This is a genomic window from Streptomyces polyrhachis, assembly GCF_042663125.1.
In the GTDB taxonomy this organism is placed as follows: Bacteria; Actinomycetota; Actinomycetes; order Streptomycetales; family Streptomycetaceae; genus Streptomyces; species Streptomyces polyrhachii.
Genome location: NZ_JBHSZO010000001.1, coordinates 18,381 through 35,484, shown reverse-complemented (window position 1 = coordinate 35,484; position 17,104 = coordinate 18,381). Strand labels below are relative to the sequence as shown.

General features: G+C 72.4%; 16 protein-coding genes. 10 read left to right on the top strand and 6 right to left on the bottom strand.

The window, feature by feature from the left end; translation table 11 throughout:
* The first annotated feature begins 17 nt into the window (after window positions 1–17).
* From ACFQLX_RS00170 to pgi, 8 genes are all read left to right on the top strand, one after another.
* Entirely contained in the window at window positions 18–1,061 is a 1,044-nt protein-coding gene (locus ACFQLX_RS00170; RefSeq protein WP_386410165.1) for a gluconeogenesis factor YvcK family protein, read from the top strand.
* Window positions 1,052–2,029, top strand: a complete 978-nt coding sequence (gene whiA / locus ACFQLX_RS00165; protein WP_386410162.1) for a DNA-binding protein WhiA — start codon at window positions 1,052–1,054, stop codon at window positions 2,027–2,029. Before ACFQLX_RS00170 ends, whiA begins: the two co-directional genes overlap by 10 nt.
* Window positions 2,030–2,296: 267 nt before the next feature.
* On the top strand, window positions 2,297–3,301 hold the full coding sequence (gene gap / locus ACFQLX_RS00160; protein WP_386410160.1) for a type I glyceraldehyde-3-phosphate dehydrogenase: 1,005 nt from the start codon (window positions 2,297–2,299) through the stop codon (window positions 3,299–3,301).
* Between the two features lie 108 nt (window positions 3,302–3,409).
* Window positions 3,410–4,621: a phosphoglycerate kinase gene (locus tag ACFQLX_RS00155; RefSeq protein ID WP_386410157.1), complete on the top strand. Its 1,212-nt coding sequence runs from the start codon at window positions 3,410–3,412 to the stop codon at window positions 4,619–4,621.
* A 6-nt stretch (window positions 4,622–4,627) separates the two neighbouring features.
* Entirely contained in the window at window positions 4,628–5,401 is a 774-nt protein-coding gene (tpiA, locus tag ACFQLX_RS00150) for a triose-phosphate isomerase (RefSeq protein WP_386410154.1), read from the top strand.
* Window positions 5,402–5,579: 178 nt separating this feature from the next.
* Entirely contained in the window at window positions 5,580–5,807 is a 228-nt protein-coding gene (gene secG / locus ACFQLX_RS00145; RefSeq protein ID WP_386410151.1) for a preprotein translocase subunit SecG, read from the top strand.
* A 73-nt stretch (window positions 5,808–5,880) separates the two neighbouring features.
* Window positions 5,881–6,216: an RNA polymerase-binding protein RbpA gene (locus ACFQLX_RS00140; RefSeq protein WP_386410148.1), complete on the top strand. Its 336-nt coding sequence runs from the start codon at window positions 5,881–5,883 to the stop codon at window positions 6,214–6,216.
* Window positions 6,217–6,356: 140 nt separating this feature from the next.
* Window positions 6,357–8,009 carry a glucose-6-phosphate isomerase gene (gene pgi / locus ACFQLX_RS00135; RefSeq protein ID WP_386410145.1) on the top strand — a complete coding sequence of 551 codons (1,653 nt, stop codon included), beginning with the start codon at window positions 6,357–6,359 and terminating at the stop codon, window positions 8,007–8,009.
* Window positions 8,010–8,060: 51 nt separating this feature from the next.
* Here pgi and ACFQLX_RS00130 read toward each other — a convergent pair whose 3' ends face one another.
* A complete protein-coding gene (locus ACFQLX_RS00130) occupies window positions 8,061–8,831 on the bottom strand; it encodes a sugar isomerase domain-containing protein (protein WP_386410142.1) in 771 nt (256 codons plus the stop codon).
* Window positions 8,832–8,943: 112 nt separating this feature from the next.
* Here ACFQLX_RS00130 and ACFQLX_RS00125 point away from each other — a divergent pair, with 112 nt between their 5' ends.
* On the top strand, window positions 8,944–9,435 hold the full coding sequence (locus tag ACFQLX_RS00125) for a hypothetical protein (protein WP_386410139.1): 492 nt from the start codon (window positions 8,944–8,946) through the stop codon (window positions 9,433–9,435).
* A gap of 9 nt (window positions 9,436–9,444) precedes the next feature.
* Window positions 9,445–10,110: a BadF/BadG/BcrA/BcrD ATPase family protein gene (locus tag ACFQLX_RS00120; RefSeq protein WP_386410651.1), complete on the top strand. Its 666-nt coding sequence runs from the start codon at window positions 9,445–9,447 to the stop codon at window positions 10,108–10,110.
* A gap of 109 nt (window positions 10,111–10,219) precedes the next feature.
* Here the strand turns inward: ACFQLX_RS00120 and pgl are convergent, their stop codons facing one another.
* The 5 genes from pgl to tkt are packed head-to-tail and all read right to left on the bottom strand — an operon-like array spanning window position 10,220 to window position 16,891.
* A complete protein-coding gene (pgl, locus tag ACFQLX_RS00115) occupies window positions 10,220–11,017 on the bottom strand; it encodes a 6-phosphogluconolactonase (protein WP_386410136.1) in 798 nt (265 codons plus the stop codon).
* Entirely contained in the window at window positions 11,014–12,090 is a 1,077-nt protein-coding gene (gene opcA, locus ACFQLX_RS00110) for a glucose-6-phosphate dehydrogenase assembly protein OpcA (RefSeq protein ID WP_386410133.1), read from the bottom strand. Before opcA ends, pgl begins: the two co-directional genes overlap by 4 nt.
* The gene (gene zwf / locus ACFQLX_RS00105; protein ID WP_386410130.1) at window positions 12,087–13,628 is read right to left on the bottom strand and encodes a glucose-6-phosphate dehydrogenase; all 1,542 of its coding nucleotides are present in this window, start codon (window positions 13,626–13,628) and stop codon (window positions 12,087–12,089) included. Before zwf ends, opcA begins: the two co-directional genes overlap by 4 nt.
* Window positions 13,629–13,632: 4 nt before the next feature.
* Entirely contained in the window at window positions 13,633–14,751 is a 1,119-nt protein-coding gene (gene tal / locus ACFQLX_RS00100; RefSeq protein ID WP_386410127.1) for a transaldolase, read from the bottom strand.
* A 37-nt stretch (window positions 14,752–14,788) separates the two neighbouring features.
* Window positions 14,789–16,891, bottom strand: coding sequence for a transketolase (tkt, locus tag ACFQLX_RS00095; protein ID WP_386410124.1), 2,103 nt, complete (start codon window positions 16,889–16,891; stop codon window positions 14,789–14,791).
* Window positions 16,892–17,104: the final 213 nt, after the last annotated feature.

The following is a 17,104-nucleotide window of genomic DNA, read 5'->3' as shown; positions in this document are numbered from 1 at the left end:
ACAGTGAGGCAGCGTCTGTGACACGCAGTACCAACGGCCGGACCATCCGGCTGCGCCGCCGCGGCGGCATCCGCCGGCGGGGCGCCGCCCCGTTCCGAGGCCAGCCCAAGGTGGTGGCGCTCGGCGGCGGCATGGGGCTGTCCGCCTCCCTGGCGGCCCTGCGCCGGATCACCGGTGACCTCACCGCCGTGGTCACGGTCGCCGACGACGGCGGCTCCAGCGGCCGACTGCGCGAGGAGCTGGGCGTCCTCCCGCCCGGCGACCTGCGCAAGGCCCTGGCCGCTCTGTGCGGCGACGACGACTGGGGCCAGACCTGGTCGCGGGTGATCCAGCACCGCTTCGCCAGCCACGGCGACCTGCACGGCCACGCCGTCGGGAACCTGCTGATCGTCGCCCTCTGGGAGCAGCTGGGCGACCACGTCCAGGCCCTCGACCTGGTCGGCCGGCTGCTGGGCGCCCAGGGCCGGGTGCTGCCGATGTCGGCGGTCCCGCTGGAGCTGACCGCCGACGTACGCGGACTGGACCCGGCCGACCCCGGCGGGATGCAGGTCGTACGGGGCCAGGCGAACGTCGCCCTGACCCCGGGCGAGGTCGTCGGCGTCCACCTGGTGCCCGGTGACCCGCCGGCCGTTCCGGAGGCCGTGGCCGCCGTCCTGGAGGCCGATTGGGTGATCCTTGGCCCCGGGTCGTGGTTCTCCTCGGTGATTCCGCATCTACTGGTCCCCGAACTGCGCGACGCGCTCACGGTGACGCGGGCCAGGCGTGTGCTCTCGCTGAACCTGGCGCCGCAGCCCGGGGAAACGGAAGGATTTTCCCCGCAGCGTCATGTGGAGGTTTTGGCGCGACACGCCCCTAAACTCACCTTCGACGTGGTGCTCGCGGACACGGCGGCCGTGCCGGACAGGAAGCGGTTGCTGGCAGCCGCCGAGCGGCTCGGCGCCTCCGTCGAGTTCGCGGCCGTGGCCGCACCCGGCAGTGCCCACCGGCACGATCCGGAGCTGCTGGCCGCCGCGTACGACCGTATTTTCCGCATGCATGGAAGGATCGGCCCATGGCGATGACAGGAGCGGTGAAGGACGAGATCTCCCGCCTCCCCGTCACCCGGACCTGCTGCCGCAAGGCGGAGGTCTCCGCGACGCTGCGTTTCGCGGGCGGTCTCCATCTGGTGAGCGGACGGATCGTGATCGAGGCGGAGCTGGACACGGGCATCGCCGCCCGCCGGCTGCGCAAGGACGTGGTGGAGATCTTCGGCCACAACTCCGACCTGGTGGTGATGGCCCCCGGCGGACTGCGGCGCGGCTCGCGCTACGTGGTGCGGGTGGTCGCCGGCGGCGACCAGCTGGCGCGCCAGACGGGCCTGGTGGACGGCCGCGGCCGTCCCATCCGGGGGCTGCCCCCGCAGGTCGTCTCCGGTGCCACCTGCGACGCCGAGGCCGCCTGGCGCGGCGCCTTCCTGGCCCACGGCTCGCTCACCGAGCCCGGCCGCTCCTCCTCCATGGAGATCACCTGCCCCGGACCGGAGGCGGCCCTCGCCCTGGTCGGCGCCGCGCGCCGACTGGGCATCCCCGCCAAGGCCCGCGAGGTGCGCGGCGTGGACCGCGTCGTGGTCCGCGACGGCGACGCGATCGGCGCGCTGCTGACCCGGCTGGGGGCGCACGAGTCGGTGCTGGCCTGGGAGGAGCGCCGGATGCGCCGCGAGGTGCGCGCCACGGCGAACCGGCTGGCGAACTTCGACGACGCCAACCTGCGCCGCTCGGCCCGCGCGGCGGTCGCCGCCGGGGCGCGCGTGCAGCGGGCGCTGGAGATCCTCGGCGAGGAGGTGCCCGAGCACCTCGCCGCGGCCGGCCGGCTGCGGATGGAGCACAAGCAGGCCTCACTGGAGGAGCTGGGCGCGCTGGCCGACCCGGCGCTGACCAAGGATGCGGTCGCCGGCCGGATCCGCCGGCTGCTGGCCATGGCCGACAAGAAGGCCGCCGACCTGGGCATTCCGGGGACCGAGTCGACCCTCACCGAGGAGATGGTCGGCTGACGCCGCGGCGGCTCCGACGGCCGTTCGCGAGCCCTTCGCACGGGTGAGCGACCACCCGCTCTATTGATCACGTAGCGTAATCGGCGGCCCGTACTCCCCTTTACCGGCGAGTACGGGCCGCCGCGCTGTCCCGGGGTGTCCACGGACTGATCAGAGGGGCCGTCGACCCCCGCCCAAGTGCCCTGAAGAGGTAGGGTCGTAGGCGGTCGGGGCACACCCAACACGCTCGCCGGCACTGTCCGGCGTACCAACGAGGAGATCGGTTTCGTGGCGATCCGCGTAGGAATCAACGGCTTCGGCCGCATCGGCCGCAACTACTTCCGGGCGCTTCTGGAGCAGGACACCGACATCGAGATCGTCGGTGTCAACGACCTGACCGACAACGCCACTCTGGCCCATCTGCTGAAGTACGACTCCATCCTCGGCCCGCTGAAGGAGGACGTCAGCTCCACCGAGGACACGATCACGGTGGGTGACCAGACCTTCCGGACCTTCGCCGAGAAGGACCCCGCCAAGCTCCCCTGGGGCGAGCTGGGCGCGGACATCGTGATCGAGTCGACCGGCATCTTCACGAACAAGGAAGGCGCCGGGAAGCACCTGCAGGCGGGTGCGAAGAAGGTCATCGTCTCGGCTCCGGCCAAGGACGAGGACATCACCATCGTGATGGGCGTCAACGAGGACGCCTACGACCCGGCGACGGACAACATCATCTCCAACGCCTCCTGCACCACCAACTGCGTGGCGCCGATGGCCAAGGTGCTCGACGAGAACTTCGGCATCGTCAAGGGCATGATGACCACGATCCACGCCTACACCAACGACCAGCGGATCCTGGACTACCCGCACAAGGACCTGCGCCGGGCCCGTGCAGCCGCGCAGAACATCATCCCCACCTCCACCGGCGCCGCGAAGGCCACCTCCCTCGTCCTTCCGCAGCTGGAGGGCAAGTTGGACGGTATGGCGATGCGGGTGCCCGTCCCCGACGGCTCGGTCACGGACCTGGTGGTGGAGCTGGAGCGCGAGGCCACCGTCGAGGAGATCAACGCGGCCTTCCAGAAGGCCGCTTCGGACGGGATGAAGGACGTCCTGACCTACACCGAGGACGAGATCGTCTCCTCCGACATCGTCGGCTCCCCGGCCTCCTGCACCTTCGACTCCAAGCTCACGATGTCGCAGGGCACACAGGTCAAGATCGTCGGCTGGTACGACAACGAGTGGGGCTACTCCAACCGACTGGTCGACCTCACGACCTACGTCGGCGAGCGTCTCTGATATCTGTCTTATGACGAGTGGGCCCCGCCGCGGCGTGCGACGCCGCGGCGGGGCCCACTCGTCGCAGGCAGTCACACCCTCACCCGTACGATCTGGAGTCCCTCAGCCATGAAGACGCTCGACGACCTGCTCGCAGAAGGAGTGGCCGGCAGGCGGGTGTTCGTCCGCGCCGACCTCAACGTGCCGCTGGACGGCACGGCCATCACCGACGACGGCCGCATCCGCGCCGTCGCCCCGACGATCGCCGCGCTGGCCGACGCCGGCGCCAAGGTGGTCGTCGCCTCCCATCTCGGCCGCCCCAAGGGCGAGCCCGACCCGGCGTTCTCCCTCGCGCCGGTCGCACAGCGGCTCGGGGAGATCCTGGGCCGCCCGGTGGCCTTCGCCACCGACACCGTGGGCGAGAGCGCGAAGGCCACCGTCGCCGGACTCGGCGACGGCGGGGTCACGCTGCTGGAGAACCTGCGCTTCAACCCGGGCGAGACGAGCAGGGACGACGCCGAGCGCGGCGCCTTCGCCGACGAGCTGGCCGCCCTCGCCGACCGCTACGTCGGCGACGGCTTCGGCGCCGTGCACCGCCGGCACGCCTCCGTCTACGACCTGCCCGCCCGCCTGCCGCACGCCGCCGGCCGCCTGATCGGGACCGAGGTGGGCGTGCTCCGGCAGCTCACCGACGACGTCAGGCGCCCGTACGTGGTGGTGCTCGGCGGGGCCAAGGTCTCCGACAAGCTCGCCGTGATCGACAACCTGATGGCCAAGGCCGACCGCATCCTGATCGGCGGCGGCATGGTCTTCACCTTCCTGAGGGCGCTGGGCTACGAGACCGGCTCCAGCCTGGTCCAGGAGGACCAGGTCCCCGTCGTCCGCGCCTACCTGGACCGGGCGAAGGAACTGGGCGTGGAGTTCGTGCTCCCGGTCGACATCGTCGCCGGCCCCGGCTTCCCCGACCTCAAGGCGCAGCAGCCCACCGGCGCCGTCGTGGTGCCGGCCGACGCGATCCCCGCGGACCTGATGGGCCTGGACATCGGCCCCGCCACCGCCGCGCTCTTCACCTCGAAGATCGCCGACGCGGGCACCGTCTTCTGGAACGGCCCGATGGGCGTCTTCGAGCACCCCGACTACGCCGCGGGCACCCGCGCCGTGGCGCAGGCCCTCGTCGACGCCCCCGGCTTCACGGTGGTGGGCGGTGGGGACTCCGCCGCCGCGGTCCGTACGCTCGGCTTCGACGAGAACGCCTTCGACCACATCTCGACCGGCGGCGGCGCCTCCCTCGAATACCTCGAGGGCAAGACGCTCCCCGGCCTCGCCGCACTGGAGGACTGACCCCTCATGACCCGTACGCCGCTGATGGCGGGCAACTGGAAGATGAACCTCAACCACCTGGAGGCCATCGCCCAGGTCCAGAAGCTCGCCTTCGCCCTCGCCGACAAGGACCACGAGGCCGTCGAGGTCGCCGTCCTGCCGCCCTTCACCGACCTGCGCTCGGTGCAGACGCTGGTCGACGGGGACAAGCTGAAGCTCCGCTACGGAGCCCAGGACATCTCCGCGCACGACTCCGGCGCCTACACCGGCGAGGTCTCCGGACCGATGCTCGCGAAGCTGAAGTGCACCTACGCGGTGATCGGCCACTCCGAGCGCCGGCAGTACCACCACGAGACCGACGAGCTCGTCAACGCCAAGGTCAAGGCCGCCTTCAAGCACGGCCTGACCCCGATCCTCTGCGTCGGCGAGGGCCTGGACGTCCGCCGGGTCGGCGAGCAGGTGCCCTACGTCCTCAAGCAGCTCGACGGCGCGCTGAAGGACGTACCGGCCGGCGAGGTCGAGGACATCGTCATCGCCTACGAGCCGGTCTGGGCCATCGGCACGGGCGAGGTCGCCACCCCCCAGGACGCCCAGGAGGTCTGCGGGGCGATCCGCGGGCGGCTGGCGGAGCTGTACGGGCCGGAGGTCGCCGAGAAGGTGCGCATCCAGTACGGCGGCTCGGTCAAGGGCTCCAACGTCGCCGCGATCATGGCGCAGCCGGACGTGGACGGCGCGCTGGTGGGCGGGGCCTCGCTGGATGTGGACGAGTTCGTACGGATCGTGCGCTTCCGCGACCAGTAGTCCCCGGGCCCGGGCCGCTGCGGATCGGACGGTCTCGGATCCGCAGTAGGCCCACGGGGCCTCTTCGTCGTACCCTGTCGGGGGCCGGTGCGCCGGCGTGCTTGCGGGCGCGGTTGCGACCGGCCCCTGATGTTCCTACCGATGTGTCCGTTACGAGAGAGTTGGTCCAGCCGTGGTCATGGGGTTCTCCATCGCCCTCATCATCTTCAGCGGGCTGCTGATGATGCTGGTGCTCATGCACAAGGGGAAGGGCGGCGGCCTGTCCGACATGTTCGGCGGCGGCATGCAGACGTCCGTCGGCGGCTCCTCCGTCGCCGAGCGCAACCTCGACCGCATCACCGTCGTTGTGGGTCTGATCTGGTTTGCGCTCATTGTCGTGCTCGGTCTGCTGATGAAGTTCGACTAGGCGGCCTTCCGCAGCACCTGTTGGTACGTAGACTGGGGCGACTCTTAGCACCATCACGCAGGGAGTAACGACCGTGGCAAGTGGCAACGCGATCCGGGGCAGCCGGGTCGGAGCGGGGCCGATGGGGGAGGCCGAGCGAGGCGAGTCCGCCCCGCGGCTCCGGATCTCCTTCTGGTGCTCGAACGGGCACGAGACACGTCCCAGCTTCGCGAGCGACGCGCAGGTGCCGGACACGTGGGACTGCCCGCGGTGCGGATTCCCTGCCGGGCAGGACCGGGACAGTCCGCCGGCCCCGCCGCGCACCGAGCCGTACAAGACGCACCTCGCGTACGTCCGCGAGCGCCGCTCCGACGCGGACGGCGAGGCGATCCTCGCGGAGGCGCTCGCGAAGCTCCGCGGCGAGATCTGACGCCCTCGCACGACGCATGCCGGTGGCCCGGCCCCTTCCCGAAGGGGCCGGGCCACCGGCATGTCCGGCGGCGGCCGCGCCCCCGGCGGGCGTGCGGCGCTGCGGGGGCAGCGTCCCAACGCATCAATTAGTTTGGACACATGCCCGACACCACACCACGGACCAGGCTCGACCAGACCCCCGAGTGGCACGCGCTGGCCAAGAACCGCGAGGAACTCGGGGGCACCACACTGCGTCAGCTCTTCGCCGAAGACCCCGAGCGGGGCACCCGCTACACCGTCGAGATCGGCGACCTGCTGATCGACTACTCCAAGAACCTGGTGACCGACGAGACCCTGCGCCTGCTGCGCGACCTCGCGGCGGCCACCGGCGTCACCGAGCTGCGCGACGCGATGTTCCGCGGCGAGCACATCAACACCACCGAGGACCGGGCGGTGCTGCACACCGCGCTGCGCGCCCCGCACGCCCAGCACATCGAGGTGGACGGCGCGGACGTGGTCGAGGGCGTGCACCACGTGCTCACCCGGATGTGCGCCTTCGCCGAGCGGGTCCGCCGCGGCGAGTGGCGCGGCGCCACGGGGAAGCCGATCGACACGGTCGTCAACATCGGTATCGGCGGCTCCGACCTGGGCCCGGCGATGGCGTACGAGGCGCTGCTGCCGTACACCGACCGCGAGCTGGGCTTCCACTTCGTGTCCAACGTGGACGGCGCCGACCTGCACGAGACGCTGCGCGCGATCGACCCCGCCACCACGCTCTTCATCATCGCCTCCAAGACCTTCACCACCGTGGAGACGATGACCAACGCCGCCGCGGCCCGCCGCTGGCTGCTGGAGGGGCTGGGGGCCGGTCCGGAGGCGGTAGAGAAGCACTTCGTCGCCTTGTCGACCAACGGGGAGGAGGTCGCCGGCTTCGGGATCAACACCGACAACATGTTCGAGTTCTGGGACTGGGTCGGCGGCCGCTACTCCTTCGACTCCGCGATCGGCCTCTCCCTGGCCATCGCCATCGGCCCGGAGCGCTTCCGCGAGATGCTGGCCGGCTTCCGGCTGGTGGACGAGCACTTCCGCACCGAACCGGCCGAGTCGAACGCCCCGTTGATCATGGGACTGCTGGGGGTCTGGTACGGCGGCTTCTACGACGCGCAGGCGCTGGCCGTCCTGCCGTACAGCCACTACCTCGCCAAGTTCCCCGCCTACCTCCAGCAGTTGGACATGGAGTCCAACGGCAAGTCCGTGGACCGCGAGGGCCACGTCGTCAGCTGGCAGACCGGGCCGGTGGTCTGGGGCACCTCCGGCACCAACGGCCAGCACGCGTACTACCAACTGCTCCACCAGGGCACGAAGTTCATCCCCGCCGACCTGATCGGCTTCGCCCGCCCGGTCGAGGAGCTGGGGCCGCTGGTCGCGCAGAACGACCTGCTGCTGGCCAACATGTTCGCCCAGTCCCAGGCGCTCGCCTTCGGCCGTACGCCCGAGGAGGTCCGCGCCGAGGGCGTGCCCGAGAAGCTGGTCGCGCACCGGACCTTCCCCGGCGACCGCCCCTCCACCACGATCCTGGGCACCGAGCTGACGCCCTCCGTGCTGGGCCAGTTGATCGCGCTCTACGAGCACAAGGTGTTCGTCCAGGGCGCGATCTGGAACATCAACTCCTTCGACCAGTGGGGGGTCGAGCTGGGCAAGGCCCTCGCCAAGCGCCTGGAGCCGGCGCTGACCGGGGGCGCGGAGCTCGCGGGCCTGGACAGCTCCACGCAGGCACTGGTCAGGCGCTACCGGGAGCTGAACGGGCGCTGAGAGACACCGCTGCGGGGCGGCCGCCGCGCGGTGGCCGCCCCGCAGGCGCGCTCACGCCGAGCGGTGGATACGCCCCGCGTACCGGTCCTCCAGCTCCTTGTTGTGCGCGTCCCCGGCCGGGATGTTGGCCGAGAGGTAGACCGGCGGCTCGATGCCCGCGGCCAGCAGCAGCGCGATGGCCTCCGCGACGATCTGCTGCACCAGCAGCGCGCCCGTGATGGACGAGATCGCGCACGCCGTGCCGCCGCCCGGCAGCTCCAGCATCGAGTCGCCGAAGGGCGCCCCGTTGTCCAGCACCACGTCCGCGAAGTCCACCAGCCGCCTGCCCGAGGGATGCCGCGAGACACCGCGCTCGCCGTGCGCCGCCGAGGTGATGGCGACCAGCGGGTGGCCGTGCTCCTTCACCACCGCGGCCATCTCCACGATCGAGCCGTTGATCCCGGAGTTGGAGGCGATGACGAAGACGTCCTGCGGCCGGGCGCCGGAGAGTTCGTAGAGCCGGCGGGCGGTGGCCGGGTCGCGCTCCAGCAGCGGGTCGCCGACGAAGTCCTTCGGCTTGTCGCCGCGCAGCACCACATCGCGCAGGGAGACCTTGTTCGTCGGTACGAACCCGCCCGCGCGCCCGGAGATCTCCGTGGCGAGGGACTCGGAGTGCCCCGTGCCGAACGCCTGGATCACGCCGTCCGCGCGCAGCGAGGCCGCCCAGAGCGCGGCGGCGGCCAGCACCCCCTCGCGCTGCGTCTCGCTGACCTTGCGGACGGTCTCCAGCGCCGCGGCGGTGAACGCCTCCGCGCCGATCGTCGCCCTGCCCTGCTCGCTCATGGCCCCACTCCCCATCGGTAACCGGCTCTTCGCTGCCTGGGAGGGATTATTCTCCGGGAACCCGCGGGGCGGTACGGCCCGGCGGGGATCACGCAGCGGGGGTGGGGGAGTGGTGGGCGGACCCGGCCGCGTCGGCCATGTCATCGGCGTCGACGCCGGCGGTACGAGCCTGCGCGCCGCGCTGGCCCCGGCGGCCGGCGGCCCGGTGCTCGCCACCGCGGCGGCGGGCGCGGGCAACGCCCGCTTGGTCCCCGAGGACGTCCTCACCGGGCGGCTGGCCCGGGTCCTCGCCGAGGTGCTGACGGCGGCCGACCCGGGTTCGGTACGGGCGGTGGTGGCCGGCTTCGCCGGCGCCGGAGCGCCCGAACACCCCGACGACCCGGGCCGGTTGTCTGCCGAACGCTCCATGGCGGCGGCGCTGCGGCACGCCGGCGTCCAGGGCGCGGCGGTCCAGGTCGTCGGCGACATCGACGTGGCCTTCGCCGGCGCCCCCGGCACCCCGGCGGACGGACTAGGGCCTGTATCGAGTTGGCCTTCTGCGCCCCGGCGCCCGGCACGCACTCTGGGCGCACAGCGCCACAGGACAGGTGGCTCCGCCACATGACCTGCGACGCTGCACGCCCAGAGCACGCACCGACCACCGCGCCGCCCGCGCTTCGCGCGGACGAAGGCCAACTCGATACAGGCCCTAACCCTCATCGCCGGTACGGGCGCCGCGGCGGCCCGGATCACCGGCCACCGGCTGCGCGCGGCGGCGGACGGCTGCGGCTGGCTGGCCGGCGACGACGGCAGCGGCTTCTGGATCGCCCGCGAGGGCGTCCGCAGGGCACTGCGCGCCCTGGACGGCCGCGGCCCGGCGACCGCGCTACTGCCGCTGCTGGCAGCCGAGTTCACCGCCGCCGGAGCCCCGGCGGACGCGGCCCGGGACCTGAGCCCGCAGACCCTGCGCCGCGTCCTGGTCGACGGCGTGCTGGCCTGCGCCCCGCCGGTGCGCCTGGCCCGCCACAGCACGGCGGTCACCGCCGCCGCCCGCGCCGGCGACGCGGTGGCCGCCGCGATCCTCGACGAGGCGGCGGACCTGCTGGCCGAGTGCCTCACGGCGCTGGCCCCCCGGCCGGGCGAGCCGCTGGTCACGGTGGGCGGCCTGATCGGCACCGGCGGCCCGCTCCTGCCCCACCTCACCCCGCGCCTGGCCGCCCTCGGCCTCACCCCGCACCCGGTCGCGAGCGGTCTGGCGGGAGCGGTCGCGCTGGCCCGCGAGGCGGCGAAGGGCCGGTGACGGGGCCGGTGACGGCACACAGCCGCCGACCGGACGATCCCCGGTCGGCGGCGGCGCGTACTCCTGGCCGTACTCCTGGCCGTACTCCTGCCCGTACTCCGGACAGGACCTAGACCGGTGGCCGCAGCGCCGCCGGCAGGTCCGACGCCGCCGCCCGGTCCAGCAGCCACAGCGTGCGCGACCGGCCCCGCGCCCCGGCCGCCGGCGCCTGCAGCCCGTCCGCGCCGGAGAGTGCGCGCGCCACCGCGCCCGCCTTGTCCTCGCCCGCCGCGAGCAGCCAGACCTCGCGGGCCGCGCGGATCGCCGGCAGCGTCATCGAGGTCCGCAGCGGGGGCGGCTTCGGCGCGCCGTGCACGCCCACCACCGTCAGCTCCGTCTCCCGTACCCCCGGATGCTCCGGGAAGAGCGAGGCCACGTGCGTGTCCGGGCCCACGCCCAGCAGCAGCACGTCGAAGGCCGGCACCGGGCTGTGGCTCGCCGGGCTCGCCGGGCCCGCCGGGCCGGCCGCCGCGGCCAGTTCGGCCGCGTACGCCGCCGCCGCGGCGTCCACGTCGTCGCCCCAGGGGCCGCCGGAGTAGGGCATCGGGTGCACCCGCGCCGGGTCCAGCGGCACCTGGTCCAGCAACTCCGCCCGCGCCTGCACGTAGTTGCGGTCCGGATCGCCCTCGGGCAGGAAGCGCTCGTCGCCCCACCACAGGTCCAGCCGCGTCCAGTCCACCGCGTCCCGGGCGGGCGAGGCGGCGAGCGCGCGCAGCAGCGCGTTGCCGTTGCGCCCGCCCGTGAGGACCACCGAGGCGCTGCCGCGGGCCGCCTGGGCGTCCACGATCGCCGTGATCAGCCGCGCCGCGGCGGCCTGCGCCATCAGCCCGGTGCCACCGAGCACGACGACCTGCGGGGTGCCGGTCACGCCGTCGCCCCGCCCTCGGCGCCCGGCTTCGCACGGCGGGGAGCCGCCGGCTTGGGGGGAGTCGCGCTCGCGCCACCGCCCGCCGCCTCCGCCGTCTCCGCGGTCTCCACGGCGGCGACCGCGTCGACACCGGACGCCGCCGTGCCCGGGGCCGCCAGCCGGTCCGCGCCGAAGCGCACCGCGTGCTCGTACGCCTCGTCCGGGTCCAGCCGGCGCAGCTCCTCGGCGATCAGCTCCGCCGTCGTACGCCGCTTGAGCGCCACATGCCGCTCCGGCTGCCCCGGCACCTCCAGCTTCGCCAGTGCGCCGTCCGGCCGGTCCAGGCAGATCGTGCCGTCCGTCGTGTGCAGCCGCACCGCCGTGATCCCGGGACCGGCCGAGACCCTCCGCTCCACCGGCACACCCAGCCGGGTGCCCAGCCACATCGCCAGCAGCTCCGTGGACGGGTTGTACTCCTCGCCCTCCACCACCGCCGACTGCGGCGTCCCGTGCCGCTGGTCCATGGCCGCCGCCAGCACACTGCGCCAGCCCGTCACCCGCGTCCACGTCAGATCCGTGTCGCCCGGCGCGTAGGTCCGCGCCCGCAGCGCGAGCGCCGCCTCCGGGTCCTCCGCGGCCGCCGCGTCGGTGATCCTGCGCTGCGCCAGCTGCCCCAGCGCGTCCTTCGCGGGCGCCTGCGGCGCGTCCTCCGGCCACCAGACCACCACCGGGGCGTCCGGCAGCAGCAGCGGCAGCACCACGGACTCCGCGTGCGCCGCCAACTCCCCGTGCAGCCGCAGCAGTACGGTCTCGCCCGTGTCGGACTCCGAACCCACCCGCACCTCGGCGTCCAGCCGCGCCGAGTTGCGCTCACGCGGGGTGCGCCCGGGGCGCCGTACGACCACCAGGATGCGCGAGGGGTGCTCCTTGGACGCCTCGCTGGCCGCCCGCAGCGCGTCGTAGTGGTTGCCCTCGTCGGTGACGATGACCAGGGTCAGCACCATGCCGACCGCCGGCGTGCCGGTGGCCCGACGGGCCTTCACCAGCGCCGCGTTGATCTGGCTCGACGTGGTGTCCGTCAGATCGATGTTCATGGCCGCCGCCAGCTCCGTCCGTCTCTCGCCAGCATCTCGTCCGCCGCCGCCGGCCCCCAGGTGCCCGAGGTGTACGACTCGGGCCGGCCGGAGGAGGCCCAGAACTCCTCCACCGGGTCCAGGATCTCCCAGGACCGCTCCACCTCCTGGTGGCGCGGGAAGAGGTTGGCGTCGCCCAGCAGCACGTCCAGGATGAGGCGCTCGTACGCCTCGGGGCTGGACTCGGTGAAGGACTCGCCGTACGCGAAGTCCATCGTCACGTCCCGGATCTCCATCGAGGTGCCCGGCACCTTGGAGCCGAAGCGGATCGTCACGCCCTCGTCCGGCTGCACCCGGATCACCAGCGCGTTCGCGCCCAACTCCTGGGTCTCCATGGCGTCGAAGGGGGAGTGCGGCGGCTTCTGGAAGACGACCGCGATCTCCGTGACCCGCCGCCCCAGCCGCTTGCCGGTACGCAGGTAGAACGGCACGCCGGCCCAACGCCGGGTGTTGATCTCCAACTTGAGCGCCGCGTAGGTGTCGGTCACCGACTCCGGGTCGATGCCCTCCTCCTCCAGATAGCCGGGCACCAGCTCGCCGCCCTGCCAGCCGGCCGCGTACTGCCCGCGCACCGTGTGCTCGCCCAGGTCGTCGGGCAGCCGCACCGCGTTGAGGACCTTCAGCTTCTCCGCCACCAGCGCCTTGGGATGGAAGGAGGTGGGCTCCTCCATCGCGGTCAGCGCCAGCAGCTGCAGCAGGTGGTTCTGGATCACGTCGCGGGCCGCGCCGATGCCGTCGTAGTAGCCGGCCCGGCCGCCGATGCCGATGTCCTCGGCCATCGTGATCTGCACGTGGTCGACGTAACTGCGGTTCCACAAGGGCTCGAAGATGGTGTTGCCGAAGCGCAGCGCCAGGATGTTCTGGACGGTCTCCTTGCCCAGGTAGTGGTCGATGCGGAAGACCTCGTTGGGCTCGAAGACCTCGTGCACCAGCTTGTTCAGCTCACGCGCGCTTTCCAGGTCGTGCCCGAAGGGCTTCTCGATGACCGCGCGCCGCCAGCCGTGGCCGTGGCTGTCGGAGAGGCCGTGCTCCTTGAGCTGCTCCAGCACGGTGGGGAAGAACTTCGGCGGGACGGAGAGGTAGAAGGCGAAGTTGCCGCCCGTACCGCGCTCCTTGTCCAGCGACTCCATCGTCTCGCGGAGGTTGCCGAAGGCCGCGTCGTCGTCGAAGTCGCCCTGGACGAAGCGGAAGCCCTCCGAGAGCTGCTGCCACACCTCCTCGCGGAAGGGCGTGCGCGCGTACTGCTTCACCGCGTCGTGCACGACCTGGGCGAAGTCCTGGTCCTCCCACTCGCGCCGGGCGAAGCCGACGAGGGAGAAACCCGGCGGCAGCAGGCCCCGGTTGGCGAGGTCGTAGACCGCCGGCATCAGCTTCTTGCGGGAGAGGTCGCCCGTGACGCCGAAGATCACCAGGCCCGACGGCCCCGCGATACGCGGAAGCCGCCGGTCCTGCGGGTCGCGCAGCGGGTTGGCCGCCACGCGCGCCGGTTCGGAAGGCACAGCCTCAACGCCCCTTCGACGAAAGGCGGTTCAGCTCCGCCTGGGTGGAGGCCACGAGGTCGTCCCAGGCCGAGGCGAACTTCTCCACGCCCTCGTCCTCCAGCACCTGCACCACGTCGTCGTAGTCCACGCCGAGCGCCGCCAGCGCGTCGAGGTCGGCCTTCGCCTGCCCGTACGTGCCGCGCACCGTGTCGCCGGTGATCTCGCCGTGGTCGGCGGTCGCCTCCAAGGTCGCCTCCGGCATGGTGTTGACCGTCCCCGGCGCCACCAGCTCGTCCACGTACAGCGTGTCCTTGTACGCCGGGTCCTTCACGCCGGTCGAGGCCCACAGCGGGCGCTGCTTGTTGGCGCCGGCCCGCTCCAGCCCGGCCCAGCGCTCGGAGCCGAAGACCTCCTCGTACGCCTGGTAGGCCAGCCGCGCGTTGGCCAGCGCCGCCCTGCCGCGCAGCGCCTTCGCCGCGTCCGTGCCCAGCGCGTCGAGGCGCTTGTCGATCTCGGTGTCCACCCGGGAGACGAAGAACGACGCCACCGAGTGGATCTGCGACAGGTCCAGGCCGGCGGCCTTCGCCCGCTCCAGACCGGTGACGTAGGCGTCCATCACCTCGCGGTAGCGCTCCAGCGAGAAGATCAGCGTGACGTTGACGCTGATGCCCTTGGCGATCACGTCGGCGATGGCCGGCAGGCCCGCCTTCGTGGCGGGGATCTTGATGAACACGTTCGGCCGGTCCACCAGCCACGCGAGCTGCTTGGCCTCGGCGACCGTGCCCGCCGTGTTGTGGGCCAGGTGCGGGTCGACCTCGATGGAGACCCAGCCGTCGCGGCCGTCGGTGGCGTCGTAGAGGGGGCGCAGGATGTCGGCGGCGTCGCGGACGTCCGCCGTGGTGATCATCCGCAGCGCCTCCTCGACGGTGAGGCCGCGCACGGCGAGGTCCGCCAGCTGCTCCTCGTAGCCGTCGCCGGAGGAGATCGCCTTCTGGAAGATGGACGGGTTGGTGGTGACGCCGACGACATGGCTGTCGTCGATCAGCTCGGCGAGGTTGCCGGACGTGATCCGCTTACGGGACAGGTCGTCCAGCCAGATCGCCACGCCCTCGTCGGAGAGGCGCTTCAGTGCGTCTGTCATGGGATGTCAGCTCCTGTGTTCGCTGGTCCGTACGAGGTCAGCCGCGCGCCGCGGCGAGGGATTCCCGGGCCGCCGCGGCGACCGCGTCGGCCGTGATGCCGTACTCCTCGTAGAGCTTCCTGTAGTCGGCGGAGGCGCCGAAGTGCTCCAGCGAGACGATCCGGCCGTCGTCCCCGACGTACGTGGGCCAGGTCATGCCCTGCGCGGCCTCGACCGCGACGCGGGCCTTCACCGACGGCGGCAGCACGCTCTCGCGGTAGTCGCGGTCCTGCTCCTCGAACCACTCCACGCACGGCATCGACACCACGCGCGTCGCGATCCCCTCCGCCTGCAGCTGCTCGCGGGCGGCGACGGCGAGCTGCACCTCGGAGCCGGTGCCGATGAGCAGGACCTCCGGCTCGACGGCGTTGCCGTCGGCGTCGACGGCCTCCGCGCGGACGTAGCCGCCGCGCACGGTGTTCCCGTCGCGCTCGTAGGTCGGCACCGCCTGGCGGGTCAGCACCAGGCCGTTCGGGCTGCCCTTGGGGAACTCCTTGGTGTAGCGGCGCAGGATCTCGCCCCACACCAGGGAGGTCTCGTTGGCGTCCGCGGGGCGGATGACGTTGAGCCCGGGGATGGCGCGCAGCGAGGGGAGCTGCTCGATCGGCTGGTGGGTCGGGCCGTCCTCGCCCAGGCCGATGGAGTCGTGCGTCCACACGTACGTCACGGGCAGGTGCATCAGCGCGCTGAGGCGGACCGCGTTGCGCATGTAGTCGGAGAAGACCAGGAACGTACCGCCGTAGACCCGGGTGGGGCCGTGCAGCGTGATGCCGTTCATGGCGGCGGCCATCGCGTGCTCGCGGATGCCGTTGTGCACGGTGCGGCCGTACTTGTCCGCACCGGGCAGCGGGTTGCCGTCCGGGAGGAAGGACGAGTCCTTGTCGATGGTGGTGTTGTTCGAGCCGGCCAGGTCGGCGGAGCCGCCCCACAGCTCGGGCAGCACCCGGCCGAGCGCCTTGAGCGTCTCGCCGGAGGCGGCACGGGTGGCGATCATCTTGCCCACGGGGAAGACCGGCAGCAGCTCCTCCCAGCCCGCGGGCAGCTCGCCCGCCTGCATCCGGTCGAACTCCGCGGCGCGCCGCGGGTTCTCCGCGCGCCACTTGGCGAACGCCCGGTCCCACTCCTCGTGCAGTTCGCGGCCGCGCACCTGGGCGTGGCGGGTGTGCGTCAGCACCCGCTCCTCGACCTCGAAGTCCTTCTGCGGGTCGAAGTCCAGCACCGTCTTGGTCGCCGCGACCTCGTCCGGGCCGAGCGCCGAGCCGTGCGCCGCCTCGGTGTTCTGGGCGTTGGGCGCGGGCCAGGCGATGATCGAGCGCACCGCGATGAAGGACGGCCGGTCGGTGACCTTGCGGGCCTCCTGGAAGGCCCGGTACATCGCGGCCGGGTCCAGGTCGCCGTCGGGCTTGGGCGCCACGCGCTGCACGTGCCAGCCGTACGCCTCGTAGCGCTTCATGGTGTCCTCGGAGACGGCCGTCTCCGTGTCACCCTCGATGGAGATGTGGTTGTCGTCCCAGATCAGGGTCAGGTTGCCCAGCTTCTGGTGGCCGGCCAGCGAGGACGCCTCGTGCGAGATGCCCTCCTGCAGGCAGCCGTCACCGGCGATCACGTAGACGTCGTGGTCGAACGGGGAGGTGCCAGGGGGCGCCTCGGGGTCGAAGAGCCCGCGCTCGTAGCGCGCGGCCATCGCCATGCCGACGGCGTTGGCGAGACCCTGGCCCAGCGGTCCGGTGGTGGTCTCCACGCCGGGCGTGTGCCCGTACTCCGGGTGGCCCGGGGTACGCGAGCCCCAGGTGCGGAACGCCTCCAGGTCCTCCAGCTCCAGACCGGCGCCGATCAGGTAGAGCTGCGTGTAGAGGGTGAGCGAGGCGTGGCCCGCGGAGAGCACGAAGCGGTCGCGGCCGAGCCACTGCGGGTCGTTGGGGTCGTAGCGCATCACCTTCTCGAAGAGGGTGTACGCGAGCGGGGCGAGGCTCATGGCGGTGCCCGGGTGGCCGTTGCCCACCTTCTGGACGGCATCCATGGCCAGGACGCGGGCCGTGTCCACCGCCCGGTCGTCGAGGTCGTTCCAGTCGAACTCTGTGGTCGTCGGCTGCGTGCTCACCCTTACTCAGGGCTCCTCTCCACAAGTCTCCACATGGCGAACGTCCGAGGGCGCGAACGCCCCGGACTCCCGTCGAGCCTATCCCCCCGTCACAGCCTGCCCGTTGCGGGCGTACTCCGCCTCCCGGCGGTCGGAGGGGCGCCGGGGCGCGGGTGCCCGCGCGCCGGCGGCGGCGCCGCCCCGTGCTACCCCGTCCGACACACGAGGGACCCC